Raw genomic sequence first — 16283 nt, forward strand, 5'->3', positions numbered from 1 at the left:
CGCCGTGTCGGATCGCGTCCCACCGCCGGAACCGCCTCGGCGCACGGCCTGTCGCCGTGTTCGCACTTGCCTCATTTCTACTGCATACAAACACCCGACGGGGCTGCTAGCTTCCCGCGTACCGTTGCGAGCATGGCCACTGCACCCTCGGCGTCGCCCCGCGAACCAGGGGCGCACCGGAGTTCGGGCACCGTCGTGTGGAGTGAACGCTTCCTCGACTACAGCTGGACGCCGGAGCACCCCATGAAACCGGCGCGACTGAAGTTCACCATGTCGTTGGCCGAAAGTCTGGGATTGCTCGACGGTGTCGAGCGGTTGGAGCCCGCTCCCGCGAGCCGCGACGAACTGTTGCGCGTGCACACCGCCGACTACATCGAGGCGGTCGAGCACGCGGTGGCGCCCGCGGGCGAGCCGCTCGCCCCGCCCTACGGCCTGGGATCGCCCGACAATCCGGTGTTCCCGCGCATGCACCAGGCGGCCTCGATCATCGTCGGCGGCACGCTGGCCGCGGCGCGCGAGATCGCCGAGGGCCGGACCCGGCGGGCGGTCAGCATCGGCGGTGGCATGCATCACGCGATGCCCGCGTCCGCTTCGGGCTTCTGCGTCTACAACGATGCGGCCGTGGCGATCTCCTGGCTGCTCGATCACGGCTTCGACCGCATCGCCTATCTCGACGTCGACGTGCACCACGGCGACGGCGTGCAGCGCGCCTTCTACGGGGACCCGAGGGTGCTCACCGTCTCGATCCATCAGCACCCGGCGACCCTGTGGCCCAACACCGGCTGGGCCGAGGAGATCGGCACCGGCGCGGCCGAAGGCACCGCGATCAACCTGCCGATGTTGCCCGGGACCCGAGATGCCCAGTGGCTGCGTGGTTTTCACGCGGTGGTGCCCGGCGCGGTCGCCGCGTTCCGCCCGCAGATCGTGGTGAGCCAGTGCGGTGTGGACACCCACCGCGAGGATCCGCTCGCCGACCTGGAACTCACGGTGGACGGACAGCGCGCGGCGTTCCGCGCCATGCGGGATCTCGCCGATCAGTACGCCGAGGGACGCTGGCTCGCCGTCGGCGGCGGTGGATACGGCTTGGTTCGGGTGGTCCCGCGAGCGTGGACGCACCTGCTGGCCACCGCGCTCGACCGCGACATCGCGCCGGAAACGCCGGTGCCGCAGGAGTGGATCGATCTGGTGCGCGCAGTGGCGCCGAACACCGAGCCACCGCGCACCATGGGCGAAGGGGGCGACATCACATTTCGTCCGTGGGACGGGCCCGGCGGAACGGTGGAGACTGGGGATGCGCGCGCCGACCGTGCGCAGCGGGCCGTAGACACGGCCGTATTGGCAACGCGCCGAGCATGCTTCGGGTTGCTCGGCTTGGATCCGGAGGACCCCCGTGACTGAGCAGATCCCCGTCCCGGACTCTCCGTCGACGCCCGCGACGCCACCACCGCCGCCGCAACACTGGTTCGCCGACGTGCTCGCCTCCGACGGCGGGGTGGTGCGGCTGCGGCCGGTGACCCCCGAGGACGGCGACCGTTTACAGGAATTCCACGCCGCGCTCTCCGATCGCACCAGGTACCTGCGGTATTTCGGTCCCTACCCGCGCATCTCGCCGAAGGACCTGTACCGGACGACCCATCTCGACTATCACGACCGGGTCGGTCTGGTGGTCGAGCTCGGCGAGCAGATCATCGCGGTGGGCCGTTACGAACTGCTCGACCGCACCGGTCCGCGCGCCGCCGAGGTCGCTTTCGTGGTGGCCGACGGGCACCAGGGGCGCGGCCTCGGCTCCATCCTGCTCGAGCACCTGGCGGGCGCGGCGGCGGAGAACAAGATCGAGACCTTCGTCGCGGAGGTGCTGGCCGAGAACACCGTGATGGTCACCGTCTTCCGCGAGGCCGGGTATCAGGTCGAGCGCAGCAGGGACGGCTCGGTGCTGCACCTGGAGTTCGCCATCGACCCCACCGAAGCGCTGGTTTCCGTGCGGGATTCGCGGGAACGCGCCTCGGAAGCGCGCAGCGTCGGGAATCTGCTCGCGCCGGGTTCGGTCGCGGTGATCGGCGCCACGCCCGCCGCGGGCCGGGTCGGCGGCGTGGTGCTTGCCAACCTGCTGTCGGGCGTGTTCCAGGGGCCGGTGTATCCGGTCAATCCCACCCGGAAGTTCGTGCGCGGCGTGCGCGCCTACGCCACCGTGCGCGAGATTCCCGACGAGGTGGACTTGGCGGTGGTCGCGGTGCCCGCCGCCGCGATCGACTCGGTCCTCGACGACTGTATGGCCAAGGGTGTCAAGGGTTTGGTGGTGTTGACGGCCGGGTTCGGCGAGACCGGCCCGGAAGGCCTCGCCGCCGAGCGCGATCTGGTCGCGGCCGCGCGAGTGCACGGCATGCGGGTGGTCGGTCCGAGCGCGTTGGGCATCGCCAACACCGACCCGGCGGTGTCGCTGAACGCGACGTTGGCGCCGGTGCTGCCCGCGCGCGGGCGGATCGGATTCTTCTGTCAGTCCGGGCCGTTGGGCGCGGCCATCCTCGGCGAGGCGGCCGCGCGGAACCTGGGTCTCTCGACGTTCGTCTCGGCGGGCAACCGCGCCGACGTGTCCGGCAACGATCTGCTCCAGTACTGGGACACCGCGCCCGACACCGACGTGATCCTGCTGTACCTGGAGAGCTTCGGTAACCCACGCAAGTTCTCCCGGATCGCGCGACGGGTGGCGCGCACCAAACCGATCGTCGCGGTGAGCAGCGGGCGGCAGGCGGGGCGCAGCCAGCCCCCGCGCGATATGGATCGCTCGATCGTGCGAGACCTGTTCGCGCAGGCGGGCATCGTGCAGGTGGACTCGATCTCGGAGTTGTTCGACTGCGCCGCGCTGCTCGGCTATCAGCCGCTGCCCCGCGGGTCACGCCTCGCGGTGGTCAGCAACAGCACCGCGCTCAGCTGGCTGGCGGTCGACGCGGCCCGCGGTGAGGGCCTCGACGTGGCCGAGCCGGTGAATCTGGGGCCGCAGGCGACGCCGGGCGCGTACCTCGACGCGGTCGTCGCCGCCCTGCGGTCCGACGAGACCGATTCCGTCATCGTGGTTTTCGCGCCACCGGTGCCGCTGCCGATGGCCGGGTTCGCCGACGCCATCCGGGCCGCCGCTGCCGCGGTGCCCGAGGCGGACAAACCGATTCTCACCACGTTCATCGCCGAGCAGGGCATTCCGAATCTGCTCGCGGTGCGCGGTCAGGGCGGGATGGCGGTGCACGGATCGATTCCGTCGTATCCGGATCCCGAACGCGCCGCGCGGGCGTTGGCTCGGGTCCGCCGCTACGCGGAGTGGCGGGACAAACCCGCGTCGGTGGTGGTGCGACCGGACGGCATCGATACCGAGCGAGCCAGGGGACTGGTGGCGAAGTGGATGGTCGATTCCGGCGGCCGCTGGCTGACCGATCTGGAGGCCGCCGAGCTGCTCACCTGCTACGGCATCCAGGTCGTCGAGTTCCGCGAGGTGCGCGACGCCGAGGAGGCGGTGGCGGCGGCCGAGGAACTGGGCTATCCGGTGGCGGCGAAGGCCACCGGCGAGATGTGGCGGCGCAGGCCCGATTTGATCGGCGTGCGGCTCGACCTGTGGCGGCCGGAGGCGGTGCGCCAGGCCTACACCGACCTGGTGGAGACCTGCGGTGACCCGGTGCTGCACATCCAGAAGATGGCGACCAAGGGCGTCGGCTGCATCCTGCGCGTGCAGGACGACCCGTCCTTCGGGTCGGTGATCGAGTTCGGTCTGTCCGGCATGATCATCGAAATGCTCGGCGACCGCGCCTATCGCGCGCTCCCGCTGACCAGCGACGAGGCGGCGGCGCTGATCGACGCTCCGCGCGCGGCCCCGCTGCTCTCCGGCACGCCGGCGAGTCCGCGGGTGGACAAGGCCGCGCTCGCCGAACTGGCGCAACGTATTTCGGCGCTGTTCGACGACCTCCCCGAAATGCGCGAGCTGGCCTTCGATCCCGTGCTTGCCTCGCCGACCTCGGCGGAAATCCTCTACGCGCGCGGTCGAATCGGCCCCGAGCCCAGCCGGTTCGACGTCGGCCCGCGGCGGTTGGCATGAGGCCGTTGTCGTCGAGCGGCGTTAACGTCGCTCGGGCGGCACCCGATCTGGTGAAGATCCGAGAGAATCGACCAGAGAGGTGTCGACATGAAAACCACTACCCTCGCCGGGCTTTTCGCCCTTGCGTTCCTGGCAGCGGGATGTTCGGTGGAGGTCGGTTCCTCCACGCCCCAGGTCAAGGAAGGCGAGCTGGAGAAGTCGGTCAAGCAGACCTTGACCGAGGAGGTCGGGCAGGAACCCGACAGCATCGACTGCCCCGCTGACCTGGATGGCAAGGTCGGTACAACCATGCGGTGCACGTTGACCGCGGGCGGCGAGACGCTCGGCCTCACCGTGACGGTGACCTCGGTGGAAGGCGACAAGGTCAACTACGACGTCGCCGTCGATCCGGCCTGACAACGAGTTCGCCGACCGGTTCGCGCGGAATCCGGAGGGGGCGGGTCGCGCGGACACCGGTCGGCGTCTGTGCGGTGACCGCGTAGGTCACCAAGTCGGACGCCGGGGCGCCTCGGAAAACACCCGGCGTCGATGGGTCAGCTGGCGTAGGCCCGCAGGCGGTCGGCCCGCTCGCCCTTGCGCAGCTTCGCCATGACCTCACGCTCGATCTGACGCACCCGCTCGCGGGACAGGCCGAAGAGCTTGCCGATCTGGTCGAGGGTGCGCGGCTGGCCGTCGTCCAAGCCGAAGCGCAGGCGGATGACCTGCTGTTCGCGCTCGTCCAACGTCGCGAGGACGCTGCGCACGTCGTGGTGCAGCAGTCCCGCGATCACCGCGGACTCGGCCGACGTGGCCTCGGAGTCCTCGATGAAATCGCCGAGCGGCGCCTCTTCGTCGTTGCCGACCGGCATGTCCAGGCTCACCGGGTCGCGGCTGTGATCGAGCAGATCGGAGATCTTGTCGACCGGGATGCCCGACTCGTTGGCCAGCTCTTCGTCGGTGGCTTCGCGGCCCAGCTGCTGGTGCAACTCCCGCTTGATCCTGGCCAGCTTGTTCACCTGCTCGACGAGGTGGACGGGCAGCCGGATGGTGCGGCTCTGATCGGCCATGCCGCGGGTGATGGCCTGGCGGATCCACCACGTCGCGTAGGTGGAGAACTTGAATCCCTTGGCGTAGTCGAACTTCTCCATCGCCCTGATCAAGCCCAGATTGCCCTCTTGGATGAGATCCAGCAGCGGCATGCCGCGACCGGTGTAGCGCTTGGCGAGCGAGACCACGAGGCGAAGGTTGGCTTCGAGCAGGTGCGCCCGTGCGGCCTGGCCGTCGCGCACGATGATGGCGAGATCCTTCTTCCGGCCGGCGGAAAGCCGCTTGCCCGTTTCCAGCAGATGCTGGGCGTAGAGGCCCGCCTCGATGCGCTTGGCCAGCTCGACCTCGTCAGCTGCCGAGAGCAGCGCGGTGCGGCCGATTCCGTTCAGGTACACGCGTACCAAGTCGGCGGCAGGGCTCTGGGCGTCGAGGTCCGATTCGCTGGTGCGCACTCGAGTGGTGGCGGGGCTGGTCATGACTTGCCTCCTGTCGGTGGTGTCTCACTCCGATCAACGGACCCGACAGAGAGAAAGTTCCCCGCTCGCGCCCCGATAAACCGCTTCTGAACTGCGGTTTCGGTCACTTACGTCTGAGAAGTTCCTGAGAACCCCCGCGGGCGGGAACGCCTCCCTGTCCGATGCCTCCGCCGACGCATACCCGGTTGCCCCGTGCTTACACGGGAGCGATCAACCCGTGCCGGACCAAACCGGCGACGACGGTGAGCGCGTCGGCCGCGAACTCCGGCGTCACCTCCTCGGCTCCGTGGGCGAGCGCCAGCAGTTCGACCAGCTCGTACAACGGAAGTCCGTCCGGGCGCATTCCCGCGACCAGCGAGATCGTCGTCTCGTCCACCTCGTGCTGCCAGCGCGGACCGTCGCCCCGGTGCAGCCGCGCGACACGCTCGGCCCAGCCGTCCGGACCGGGCAGGGACACCCGTTCCAGCGCCGTCGTTGGCTCGACCGCGAAACGTGCGGTCCAGGCGTGGTTTTCGTCACTCGCCACGGCGCGCAGCCAGGCCGACCGTTCGAAATAGGCGCTCGCCTCGGCGCCGAGCGGATCGTCGAAGCCGTGCGTGAGGTCCTCGGCGAGCAACTCGGTGGGACCGTCGATCGCGCGCAGGTAGACGAAGCCGAAACCGATGCCCTCGACGTCGGCGGCGGCGAACGCGTCCAGCCACTGCTCGGCGCGGGCCTGCGACGACGGATCGCGCGGGTCGAGGCCCGCGTCACGCAGCCAGGTGCCGACGTACAGCGCCGGATCGGCGACATCGCGCTGCACCACCCAGGCGTCGACACCGTGCGCGGGCAGCCACGAGGAGACGCGCTGGCGCCAGTCCTCGCCGTCCACGTGCACCCAGGCCGCCAGCATGGCCGCGGTGCCGCCCGGCGCGAGCAGCTCGGGCGCGCGCGAGACGACCAGCCTGCTGGCGCCGTCCAAGGCAAGGCCCGAATCGCGGTAGGTGTGCTCGATGCGCGCGGGGCCGACGACGAACGGCGGATTCGCCACCACCTGATCGAACCGTCGCCCGGCCACCGGTTCGAACCAGGAACCCTCCAGCAGCTCGATGTCGAGGCCGTTGAGCGCGGCCGTCGCCTCGGCGAGCCACAGCGCGCGCGGATTCACGTCGGTCGCGGTGACGGTGCGCGCGTAGGAGGCGGCGTGCACCGCCTGCACGCCGCAGCCGGTGCCGAGATCGAGCACGGATCCGACCGGCCGGGTCGGCGTGGCGCGCAGGAGCGACAGCGAGGCGTGGCCTACGCCGAGCACGTGATCCTCGGTGAGGGTTCGCCTGCACATCGAGTCGTCCAGATCGGACAGGATCCAGCGGTTGCCCTCGCCCGCGTCCAGCGGGCGCAGATCCAATGCCGCGCGGACCTCGTCGCCGTGACGCTCCAGCAGACCCGCCGCGACGGCCCGGTCGACGTCCACCGGCGCCAGCGCGGCCGCAACCTCGCGCTCGGGCAGGGCGTCGCCGAGCAGCAACAGCCGGATCAGCGTGCCGAGTTCACCCGCCGCCCGCGCCGCCCGCCGCACCGGCACCGGCTCGGACCGGCCCAGCGCCGCGTGCGCGTCCGGTCCCAGCGCCGACAGCAGCGTGTCGGCGTCGTAGCCGACGCGGGTCAGCGCCGTCCGCAGCTCCGGGCACAGGGCGGTGAGCAGGGATCCGGTGGTCGTCTGGTTCGTAGGCACACACGTACTCTGCCACCGCTACCCGTGCGCATCCGTAACCCGTTGTCCACGTCACCGCGTGGGCCGTGCCGAGGACGCGTCACCGTGGTGCCGAGGGCACAACGCTGCGGGAGGCGTGCGGAGAATGCGGCACCGCGCAGGTGATGCCGAGGACATCACCGCGGAGGCCGCGGGCGGTCACCACAGAGTCGGTGCCGACCAGACAGCACCGCGGCCCGGATCACACCCCCTTCGGGTCGCGTGCGGTGACGCAGTACACGGCGTCGCCCGGATCGGTCATCACGATCCAGTGCTCGTGGCGGCGCACCACAGTCGCGCCGAGCGATTCGTGCCATGCCGCGGTGGCCTCGATATCGGACGAGGACAGATCGATGTGGGCGCTGGTCGGCCGGTTCTCGCCGAGGCGCTGCAACAGCAACTGGACCGGCATCGGCTCCGCCGGGCGCAGCCGGGAGAACTCGGCGAGTCGGCCCGGCGTGTGCTTCCAGCCGGTGAGGTCGGCCCAGAAGCGTGTCTCCACGTCGTGATCTGCCGCGCCGATGTCCAGGCAGACCTGGTCGAGGCGGCTCAGCGTGCCGTCGGGCGCGCGGAAGGCGGGCGCGGGGTGGCCCTTGGCGCGTCCGCTCGGGGTGAAGCAGAAGATCTGCCCGGCCGGCGAGCGAAGCACCGCGTAGTCGGGGTGATTGGCGACCAGTTCGGCGTTCAGGTCCAGCGCGACGCGCACGGCGGCGGGGATGTCGTCGACGTCGAAGTCCAGGTGCACGCCGCCGAGGCCGTTCACCGACTGCATCTTGACCCCGGCCGCGGCGAACAGCGCGGGATCCGGCAGCAGCGTGAGGAATTGGTTGTCGTCGCCGCGACGCGGGGAGAGCTGGGTGCCGGTGATGGTCGACCAGAAGGTCGCGCAGGCGTCGAAACGTTGTGCGGGACGGTCGAGGAACGCCCAGACCCAGCGAATCATGTTGTCTCCTGTGCCGTGCGGGAGGTTCCCGCGACCGCCGACGTGGTGGCCCGGCGCGTGCGCCGAGCAGGTGTTGCGGGACACGGCAAGCGGCGAGTGCGACGCAGGCCACAAGGCTGCCGTGCCCCCGGGACACAGTAAGGGGCGGCCGGGAGACTGTCGAACCGGTTTGGCGGAATCTCGATGTTCTGTGGCATTCGTGCCACTCGTTCGGCGCGCGGCTTTCCGGCAAGCTCGGCGGGTGACCGAACTGCGCACCTCACCGGCCGAGCCAGTCGAGCCCGCCGAGCCCGTCGACAAGGCGGCGCGGCGGCCGCACCCGGCCTGGATCGTCGCGGGGGTCGGCTTCGTCGCGCTGCTCGGCGCGGCCGCGTTCCGTTCCGTGCCGAGCGTGCTGATGGACCCGCTGCACGCGGAGTTCGGGTGGTCGCACGGCACCATCGGTTTCGCGGTCTCGCTGAATCTGCTGCTCTACGGGCTCATCTCGCCGTTCGCCGCCGCGCTGATGGACAAGTTCGGCATCCGCAGGGTGGTGGCCTGCGCGCTGGTGCTCGTCGCGGCGGGCAGCGGACTGACCGTCTTCATGACCCAGGCTTGGCAACTGGTCGCGACCTGGGGTCTGCTGGTCGGCGTCGGTGTCGGCTCGATGTCGATGCCGTTCGTGGCGACCATCACCGGGCGCTGGTTCGTGCGCCATCGCGGTTTGGTCACCGGCGTCCTGACGGCCGCGGGCGCGACCGGACAACTGGTCTTCCTCCCGCTGGTCTCGGCGCTGGCGCACGAGCACGGCTGGCGGCTGCCCGCGCTGGTGGTGGCCGGCGCGGCGCTGGCGGTGGTGCCGCTCGTTCTGCTGTTCGTCCGCGACTTCCCCAGCGACGTAGGCGTTTCCGCGTACGGCGCGGAACCCGGTTCGCCCGCCGGGATGCGCACCACCGCGCAGGGTGGCGCGACGCGGGCGCTCACCGTGCTGGCGCGGATCGCGCGGACGCGCGGATTCTGGTTGCTGGCAGGTGGTTTCGCGGTGTGCGGCGCCTCGACCAACGGTCTGGTCGGCACCCACTTCGTCAGCGCGGCGCACGACCACGGGATGCCGCCGACGACCGCGGCCGGGCTGCTCGCGCTGGTCGGTGTCTTCGACGTGGCGGGCACCATCGCCTCGGGGTGGCTCACCGACCGCGTCGACCCGCGCTATCTGCTGCTGGCGTATTACAGCCTGCGCGGGCTCTCACTGCTGATCCTGCCGTCGTTGTTCGCGCCGCACACCGAGCCGAGCATGTGGGTCTTCGTGATCTTCTACGGCCTGGACTGGATCGCGACCGTCCCGCCGACGGTCGCGCTGTGCCGCGAGCTGTTCGGCGAGGACGGGCCGGTGGCCTTCGGCTGGGTCTTCGCCTCGCACCAGATCGGCTCGGCGATCGCGGCCACCGGCGCGGGCGTCATTCGCGACGCGCAGGGCAGCTACGACACGGCCTGGTACGTGGCGGGCGCGTTGTGCGGGCTGGCGGCGCTGATGTCGATCGTCATCCGCAGGCGGGTCGGCGCCTGAGAACCGCTCACCCGTCGATGGCGTTGTGCGGGCGGGATTCGATGGCCTTGCGGGGGCGGTCCCAGCGGCTGGGTTCGTCCTTGCGCCGCGGCGGGCGGTCGTTGGCGATGAGCACCGCGATCCACGGCAGCGGAATCGACGCGCCGATGATCAGCAGCGAGATCAGGGCGCTGCCCCACGCGCTGTAGGCGACTGCGGCCAGCACAAGCGCGGGGATACGGAACGCCATCAGGATTGTGTACCTGCGCACCCGCGCGCGATGCTGATCCTCGAGCGACGGGGCGGCCTCGGTGATGAGCACCGGGTGCTTGTCGTCGCTTCCGGGGAAGTACCCGCGCGACGGGGAAGGACCGGATGAGACGTCCGGGCGAACACCGCGGCCGATGTCGTCGGCGTCGGAGGAGTCGCCGTACTGCTGCATACCCTGAGTCTTCCACTCCGGTGCTCCCCGCGCACACACCAGGTCGATTCGCCGCGGGCTTCGGGCGCGGGCGACCCGCCGGACCGTCATACGGCATCATGGAATCCGTGAGTACCGACACCCTGGTTCGCCCGGATACGACCACCGACGAGACGACGGGCGACGACACCCCGAAGTTCTTCCACTATGTGAAGAAGGACAAGATCGCCGAGAGCGCCGTCATGGGCACCGTGGTCGTGGCCCTGTGCGGCGAGGTGTTCCCGGTGACCCGCTCGCCGAAGCCCGGTTCGCCGGTCTGCCCGGAGTGCAAGAAGGTCTACGAGTCCCTGCGCAAGGGCGACTGAGTCCCGCGACCTTCGACCGCGCGGTCACCTCGAGCTACGCAGCGCGTCCCGCGCGGCGGAGGTGATCGCGCGCGCCGACTCCGCGCGACCCGCCTCGTCGGCGTCGGTCTCCTCCTCCGGCGTCTCGCCGCGCACCTGGTTGGAGATCCATTCCTTCATCTGCTCGATGCGGGTGGCGCGGGCGGGCCAGAACTCCTGGACCGCGGCGTTGAACTCGGCGCCGAGAATCACCGCGAAGCCGAGGAAGAACGTGAAGAGCAGGAACGCGATCGGCGTCGCCAACGCGCCGTAACTCACGCCGGTCGCGGTGATCCAGGACAGGTATCGGCGCAGCCCCTCGCTGGCCGCCATGAAGAACACGCCCGCGACGAGCGCCCCGGCGAACAGCCGATGCCAGGGCAGCGTGCGATGCAGTGCCAGCTTGTACAGCGTGGTCAGGCCGACGATGAGCAACAGGCCGACGCCGGGGTAGTAGAAGCTGTCCAGCAGCTGTAGGCCCGGCTCGCGCCACCCGTCCGGCAGCACCCGGCCGATCAGGCTGGGACCGAGTGCGACGAGCGGCAGGATGAACACCGCCGCCACCAGGAACAGCACGTAGAGCAGCAGCGCGAAGATGCGCTGCCACACCGGATGCCGCGCGTCCTGCTGGTCGTGCGCCTCCACGATCGCGTCGACGAAGGTCGCCATCGCCGAGGATCCGGCCCACAGCGAGAGCACGAAGCCGAACGACACCACCGCGCCGCGCCCGCGCCCGAGCACGTCGCCGACGGTCGGTTCGATCAGGTCGGTGACGACGGCCTCGCTGAACAGCTCCCGGCTGAACGTGATGATCTTGGACTCCACGATCTCGACGGTGTCGGGCCCGAACCAGCCGCCGACGTAACCGAGACTGCCGAGCACCCCGAGCAACAGCGGGGCCAGCGACAGGGTCTGCCAGAACGCGGCGGTCGCGGATTTGGCGAAGATCGCGTCGTCCCACGCCTTCCTCGACACCCGGATCACCAGTCTGCGGGCCTGCCGACCGGCATGCCGGATCCGCCGGGCGACGACGTCCGCGCCGCGCGGCGGAGTGCCCGCGCCGCCGCTGTGGATCGGTTCGGGCCCGCGCGCGGGTGGGGGACTGGCTTCGGTCATGGTGCTTACAGCATCGCGCACCGGACGCTCGCGCACCGGTCCGTCCCCGCATCGTGTCGGCGGGCAACAGGTGAACACGGGGCGGCGCGCGGGGAATGTGACGCGGATCGCGACCGCCGCGTCGGTTTGGCGACACGCCGTCCCCGGCCGCTACTGTCTTCTGCGTGACTGGGTCGGATGGCGCTGCGGCGGGAGATGGAGCGACGCCGGGCGATTCGGGAAAGTCGGCAGCCGGGGGCGGTTCGCTACGCGCGTGGCAGCGGCGCGCGCTCACGAAATACCTGGCAACCAAGCCGCGCGACTTCCTCGCCGTGGCGACGCCGGGCGCGGGTAAGACCACCTTCGCGCTGCGGGTGGCGGCCGAACTGCTCGCCGACCGCACCGTGGACCAGATCACGGTGGTCGCGCCGACCGAACACCTCAAGCACCAGTGGGCGGCCTCGGCCGCGCGCAGTGGCATCCAGCTGGATTCCCGGTTCTCCAACGCCACCGGCGGCACCTCCGGTGACTACCACGGCGTGGTCGTCACCTACGCGCAGGTCGCCTCGCATCCGTCCAGGCACCGGGTGCGCACCGAGAACCGCAGGACGCTGGTGATCCTCGACGAGATCCACCACGCGGGCGATGCCAAGAGCTGGGGCGACGCGACCGCGGAGGCGTTCGGCGACGCGACGCGCAGGCTGGCGCTGACCGGTACGCCGTTCCGCTCCGACGACAGCCAGATCCCGTTCGTCGTCTACGAGCCCGACGAATCCGGCTTCCCCAAGTCGCGCGCCGACCACACCTACGGCTACGCCGAGGCGCTGGCTGACGGCGTCGTCCGGCCGGTGGTCTTCCTGGCCTACTCCGGTGACGCGCATTGGCGCGACAGCGCTGGCGAGGAGCACTCGGCCCGGCTCGGCGAGCCGCTCAACGCCGAACAGACCGCGCGCGCATGGCGCACCGCGCTGGACCCCGCGGGCGACTGGATCTCCGCGGTGCTGCGCGCCGCCGACATCCGGCTGCGCCAGAAGCGCGCCTCGGGCATGCCCGACGCGGGCGGCCTGGTGATCGCCACCGATCAGGACCGGGCCCGCGACTACGCCGAACTGCTCGAACACATTTCGGGCGAGCGGCCCGCGCTGGTGCTCTCCGACGACCCCGCGTCTTCGAACCGGATCGCCGAGTTCAGCAACAACACCCAGCCGTGGATGGTCGCGGTGCGCATGGTGTCCGAGGGCGTCGACGTGCCGCGCCTCGCCGTCGGTGTCTACGCGACCAGCGCTTCGACGCCGCTCTACTTCGCCCAGGCCATCGGTCGATTCGTGCGTGCCCGCCGACCCGGCGAGACGGCGAGCGTGTTCCTGCCCTCGGTGCCGGTGCTGCTGGATCTGGCCGCTCAGCTGGAGTTGCAGCGCGACCACGTCATCGGCAAGCCGCACCGGGAGAAGAACGGCCTCGACGACGAGCTGCTGACCGACGCGGCCAAGCAGAAGGACGAGCCGGGCGAGGAAGAGAAGAAGTTCGTGGCGCTCGCCGCGGACGCCGAGCTCGACCAGGTGATCTACGACGGCTCCTCGTTCGGCACCGCCACTTTCGCCGGCAGCGACGAGGAGGCCGACTACCTCGGCATTCCCGGCCTGCTCGACGCCGACCAGATGCGCGCGCTGCTGCGCGAGCGCCAAGCGCGGCAGCTGGCCGATCGTGGTGAGCCGAAGATCGTGGAACCCGCGCCGCAGGTCGCGACCGCCGCCGAGCGGGTCGCCACCGCGGACCGGCTCGGTGAACTGCGCAAGGAACTCAACAGCCTGGTGGCCATGCACCACCACCGCACCGGCAAGCCGCACGGGGTGATCCACGGCGAGCTGCGCCGCGAGTGCGGCGGGCCGCCGACCGCGCTGGCCACGGCCGACCAGCTGCACGAGCGCATCGCCGCGCTGCGTCGGAGGTAGCGCCTCCAGCGAGCTGGGTGGTGACGCGTCGAGCGAGTCGCGCCCTCGCTGAAGCGAGCGATCGTGCGCAGCGCTCAGGGGTGCTCGGCGTGGCGTACCCGACCCGCCCGGCGGCCCCGGTGATCGCAGCCCGTCCATGAGCAGCGGCAGCGAGGCGGCCAGGCGGATCTGGGTGCGCCACTGCGCGAAGCCGATGCTCGTCTCGGCGCGGAACAGCCGGGCCAGGTTTCGCGAACGGGGTGGCCACCGCCGCCGAGCGGCCTGACGGTCAGACTCGCGCCGGTTCGAAGTAGTGGTCGGGGTCGAGGGAATTGATCGGGGTCCAGCGCGGCTGTTCGACGGTGATCTCCGCATCGGCGTGCGCCGCTTCGAAATAACCCTGGATCTCCAGGGCCAGCCGTGGGTATTCGTCGACTCGCCGCGCCATGTCGTAGAGCGTGGCGAGCACGTGGACGCAGCGGTCGGTGCGCGCCGAGCACGAGCAGTCGACGGCGGCGAGCACCGGGGCGGGCCGCACCTCCGCCGCGACGAGCGCGCGGTGCGTCTCGTCGGTCAGTACCGTCGGATCCGGGATCACTTCCGCGATGGCGGCCACCGCCTGCCGGGACAGCGGCGCGACCTCGAGGTGCGTCACCGAGGCCTGCCCGCCGCGATGAATGTGCGCACGCACGACGCGGCCTTCGACCGTGGCCTGGACGCCGTTGTTGCGGGCGATGCTGCGGGCGCGGGGTAGCAGCGGGTCGGGCCGGGTCTGGCGCAGTGGCTCGGCGAGCCGCACCCAATCCATGCCCCAAGCGGTGTAGCCGAATTCGTTGTCCGCCATCAGTTCTCTCGCTTCCGTCGCAGGATCTCGACGAGTTGGTCGTCGTCGAGGCGGGCCAGTGCGGCGATGCCCGCCGAGTCCGACAGGTCGGTCAGCGCGGACTTGCGGTCGTGCATGCCGGCGATGTGCTCCTCGACGGTCGTTCCGGAGGTGAGGGTGGTGATGGTGACCGTGCGGGTCTGGCCGATCCGGTGCGCGCGGTCGGAGGCCTGCGCTTCCACGGCGGGATTCCACCAGCGGTCGAAGTGCACCACGTCGGCGGCGCGGGTCAGGGTGAGGCCGGTGCCCGCCGCCCGCAGGCTCAGCACGAGCACCGGCGGCCCGTCCGCGGACTGGAAGTCGCGCACGATCGCCGCGCGCTGGTCCTGGTTCAGTCCGCCGTGGAAGAACGGCGCGGTGACGCCGAACTGCTCGGCGAGGTGACGGACCAGCAGTTCACCGGTCTGCCGGTACTGGGTGAAAATCAGGGTGGGCGAGGCTGTTTCGAGGTTGGTGGCGACGATGTCGGTGCACAGGTCGAGCTTGCCCGAACGACCGGGCAGCTCGGCCAGATCGCCGGTGATCAGGCCCGGGTGGTTGCAGACCTGCTTGAGCGCGGTGAGCGCGGCCAGCACCCGGCTCTGCCGTTGCGCGCCGGAACCGAAGCCGTCGTCGATGGCCCGCTCCAGCAGCTGATCGTAGAGCTTCTCCTGTTCGGCGGTCAGATCGCAGAGCAGATCGGTGTGGATCTTCGCGGGCAGCGCGGCGGCTACCTGAAACTTCTTGCGCGCCAACACGACCGGTTCGATCGTGTCGCGGAGCCGGGCGGCGGCCGCGGCCGAACCCTCCTGGATGGGCCGGACGAAACGGCGGCGGAACTGGCCGCGATGGGCGAACAGGCGCGGGGCGACCAGGTGCAACAACGCCCACAGTTCCTCGAGGTGGTTCTCCACCGGCGTGCCGGTCAACGCCACCTTGGCGGGGCTCGTGAGGGCGCGGGCGGCCTTGGCGAGCTGGGTGCGCGGGTTCTTCAACGCCTGCGCCTCGTCGAATACCGCTGTCGCCCAGTTCTGTTCGGCGAGGAGGTGACCGTGCAGCCGCAGCATCGGGTAGCCGACCACCACGATGTCACCCGGGGCCGCGGCGAGTTCCCCACCGCGCCAGCTGATCGGGCGCAGTTCCGGTGCGAATCGGGTGATCTCGTGCGCCCAGTTGCCGACCAGCGACGTGGGGCAGACGACGAGCTGTGCGCCCGCCGCGGCACGCGCGAGCAGAAAACCGATGGCCTGCACCGTCTTTCCGAGGCCCATCTCGTCGGCGAGCACCGCGCCGCCGTAGGCCTCGACGGTCTCGGTCAACCAGCCGATCCCGCGCGCCTGATAGGGACGCAGGTCGGCGTGCAGGGTGGTCGCCAGGTCGGCGGCCACCGCCTCGGTGTCGAGCAGGGTTCGCAGCGCGCGATCGGCGGACACGATCGCGGTCCCCACGGCGTCCGGTACGGCGTGGGCGGCGATGGGCAGTGCGTCGACGGGCTCGCCTTGCCGCAGGACGGTCCGCCATGCTCGCAGCGACGAGCCCGCGTCGAGCGGCCTCGGTGTGGCGGATGGTTCGGCGGATGCCATCGGGGCCGAGTGCCCTCGATCCGGGGAACCGGCGGCAGGCAAATCGTCGCCCAGCGCGAGAGCGGCGAGTTCCGCGGGCGAGATCAACGCGCAGTCGACATCGGCGACTTCGATGGCCCCGCGCGACCCGGTCGGCAGTGCGAGCGCCAACGTCTCCCGGTCGCCGAGATCCGCCGGTGCGAATCCGGGGCCGTGGCCCGTCCAGGTCCACAAGGCGAAGAGGTGACG

13 protein-coding genes are annotated in these 16283 nt (G+C 70.7%); 6 read left to right on the plus strand and 7 right to left on the minus strand.

The window, feature by feature from the left end; genetic code table 11:
• The first annotated feature begins 132 nt into the window (after positions 1–132).
• The 3 genes from NAM01S_RS04175 (at position 133) to NAM01S_RS04185 (ending at position 4474) form a co-directional block, all read left to right on the plus strand.
• Complete coding sequence (locus tag NAM01S_RS04175; RefSeq protein ID WP_067779540.1) at positions 133–1398, plus strand: acetoin utilization protein AcuC; 1266 nt, start codon at positions 133–135, stop codon at positions 1396–1398.
• Positions 1391–4078 carry a bifunctional acetate--CoA ligase family protein/GNAT family N-acetyltransferase gene (locus tag NAM01S_RS04180; RefSeq protein WP_067779544.1) on the plus strand — a complete coding sequence of 896 codons (2688 nt, stop codon included), beginning with the start codon at positions 1391–1393 and terminating at the stop codon, positions 4076–4078. Before NAM01S_RS04175 ends, NAM01S_RS04180 begins: the two co-directional genes overlap by 8 nt.
• Positions 4079–4165: 87 nt before the next feature.
• Entirely contained in the window at positions 4166–4474 is a 309-nt protein-coding gene (locus NAM01S_RS04185; RefSeq protein WP_067779547.1) for a DUF4333 domain-containing protein, read from the plus strand.
• A 137-nt stretch (positions 4475–4611) separates the two neighbouring features.
• Here NAM01S_RS04185 and NAM01S_RS04190 read toward each other — a convergent pair whose 3' ends face one another.
• The 3 genes from NAM01S_RS04190 to NAM01S_RS04200 form a co-directional block, all read right to left on the minus strand.
• Positions 4612–5580 (minus strand): sigma-70 family RNA polymerase sigma factor, encoded by a 969-nt coding sequence (locus NAM01S_RS04190; RefSeq protein WP_067779550.1) that lies wholly within the window; start codon positions 5578–5580, stop codon positions 4612–4614.
• 196 nt (positions 5581–5776) lie between these two features.
• Positions 5777–7294 (minus strand): DUF7782 domain-containing protein, encoded by a 1518-nt coding sequence (locus NAM01S_RS04195; protein WP_067779555.1) that lies wholly within the window; start codon positions 7292–7294, stop codon positions 5777–5779.
• Between the two features lie 220 nt (positions 7295–7514).
• Positions 7515–8255: a VOC family protein gene (locus tag NAM01S_RS04200; protein WP_067780058.1), complete on the minus strand. Its 741-nt coding sequence runs from the start codon at positions 8253–8255 to the stop codon at positions 7515–7517.
• A 250-nt stretch (positions 8256–8505) separates the two neighbouring features.
• Here NAM01S_RS04200 and NAM01S_RS04205 point away from each other — a divergent pair, with 250 nt between their 5' ends.
• Positions 8506–9801: an MFS transporter gene (locus tag NAM01S_RS04205; RefSeq protein ID WP_218018340.1), complete on the plus strand. Its 1296-nt coding sequence runs from the start codon at positions 8506–8508 to the stop codon at positions 9799–9801.
• A 7-nt stretch (positions 9802–9808) separates the two neighbouring features.
• Here NAM01S_RS04205 and NAM01S_RS04210 read toward each other — a convergent pair whose 3' ends face one another.
• Positions 9809–10222, minus strand: coding sequence for a DUF3099 domain-containing protein (locus NAM01S_RS04210; RefSeq protein WP_084482417.1), 414 nt, complete (start codon positions 10220–10222; stop codon positions 9809–9811).
• 107 nt (positions 10223–10329) lie between these two features.
• On the opposite strand from NAM01S_RS04210, the gene NAM01S_RS04215 reads away from it, so the two are divergent.
• Positions 10330–10566 (plus strand): DUF3039 domain-containing protein, encoded by a 237-nt coding sequence (locus NAM01S_RS04215; protein WP_067780064.1) that lies wholly within the window; start codon positions 10330–10332, stop codon positions 10564–10566.
• 24 nt (positions 10567–10590) lie between these two features.
• On the opposite strand, the gene NAM01S_RS04220 is transcribed toward NAM01S_RS04215, so the two are convergent.
• Entirely contained in the window at positions 10591–11571 is a 981-nt protein-coding gene (locus tag NAM01S_RS04220; protein ID WP_372511617.1) for a YihY/virulence factor BrkB family protein, read from the minus strand.
• 293 nt (positions 11572–11864) lie between these two features.
• Between NAM01S_RS04220 and NAM01S_RS04225 the strand changes: the two genes are divergently transcribed.
• Entirely contained in the window at positions 11865–13631 is a 1767-nt protein-coding gene (locus NAM01S_RS04225) for a DEAD/DEAH box helicase (protein WP_067779561.1), read from the plus strand.
• A 268-nt stretch (positions 13632–13899) separates the two neighbouring features.
• On the opposite strand, the gene NAM01S_RS04230 is transcribed toward NAM01S_RS04225, so the two are convergent.
• Positions 13900–14454: a hypothetical protein gene (locus tag NAM01S_RS04230; RefSeq protein ID WP_067779564.1), complete on the minus strand. Its 555-nt coding sequence runs from the start codon at positions 14452–14454 to the stop codon at positions 13900–13902.
• Positions 14454–16268 carry a DEAD/DEAH box helicase gene (locus tag NAM01S_RS04235; RefSeq protein WP_372511614.1) on the minus strand — a complete coding sequence of 605 codons (1815 nt, stop codon included), beginning with the start codon at positions 16266–16268 and terminating at the stop codon, positions 14454–14456. The genes NAM01S_RS04230 and NAM01S_RS04235 overlap by 1 nt, the downstream gene beginning before the upstream one ends.
• Positions 16269–16283: the final 15 nt, after the last annotated feature.

This window comes from Nocardia amikacinitolerans NBRC 108937, from assembly GCF_001612615.1.
GTDB classification, from domain to species: Bacteria; Actinomycetota; Actinomycetes; order Mycobacteriales; family Mycobacteriaceae; genus Nocardia; species Nocardia amikacinitolerans.

Bases quoted from the DNA above. Each gene is read 5' to 3' on its own strand.
- NAM01S_RS04190 (WP_067779550.1), bottom strand. From the start codon at position 5,580: ATGACCAGCCCCGCCACCACTCGAGTGCGCACCAGCGAATCGGACCTC.
- NAM01S_RS04175 (WP_067779540.1), top strand. From the start codon at position 133: ATGGCCACTGCACCCTCGGCGTCGCCCCGCGAACCAGGGGCGCACCGG.
- NAM01S_RS04210 (WP_084482417.1), bottom strand. From the start codon at position 10,222: ATGCAGCAGTACGGCGACTCCTCCGACGCCGACGACATCGGCCGCGGT.
- NAM01S_RS04185 (WP_067779547.1), top strand. From the start codon at position 4,166: ATGAAAACCACTACCCTCGCCGGGCTTTTCGCCCTTGCGTTCCTGGCA.
- NAM01S_RS04230 (WP_067779564.1), bottom strand. From the start codon at position 14,454: ATGGCGGACAACGAATTCGGCTACACCGCTTGGGGCATGGATTGGGTG.
- NAM01S_RS04200 (WP_067780058.1), bottom strand. From the start codon at position 8,255: ATGATTCGCTGGGTCTGGGCGTTCCTCGACCGTCCCGCACAACGTTTC.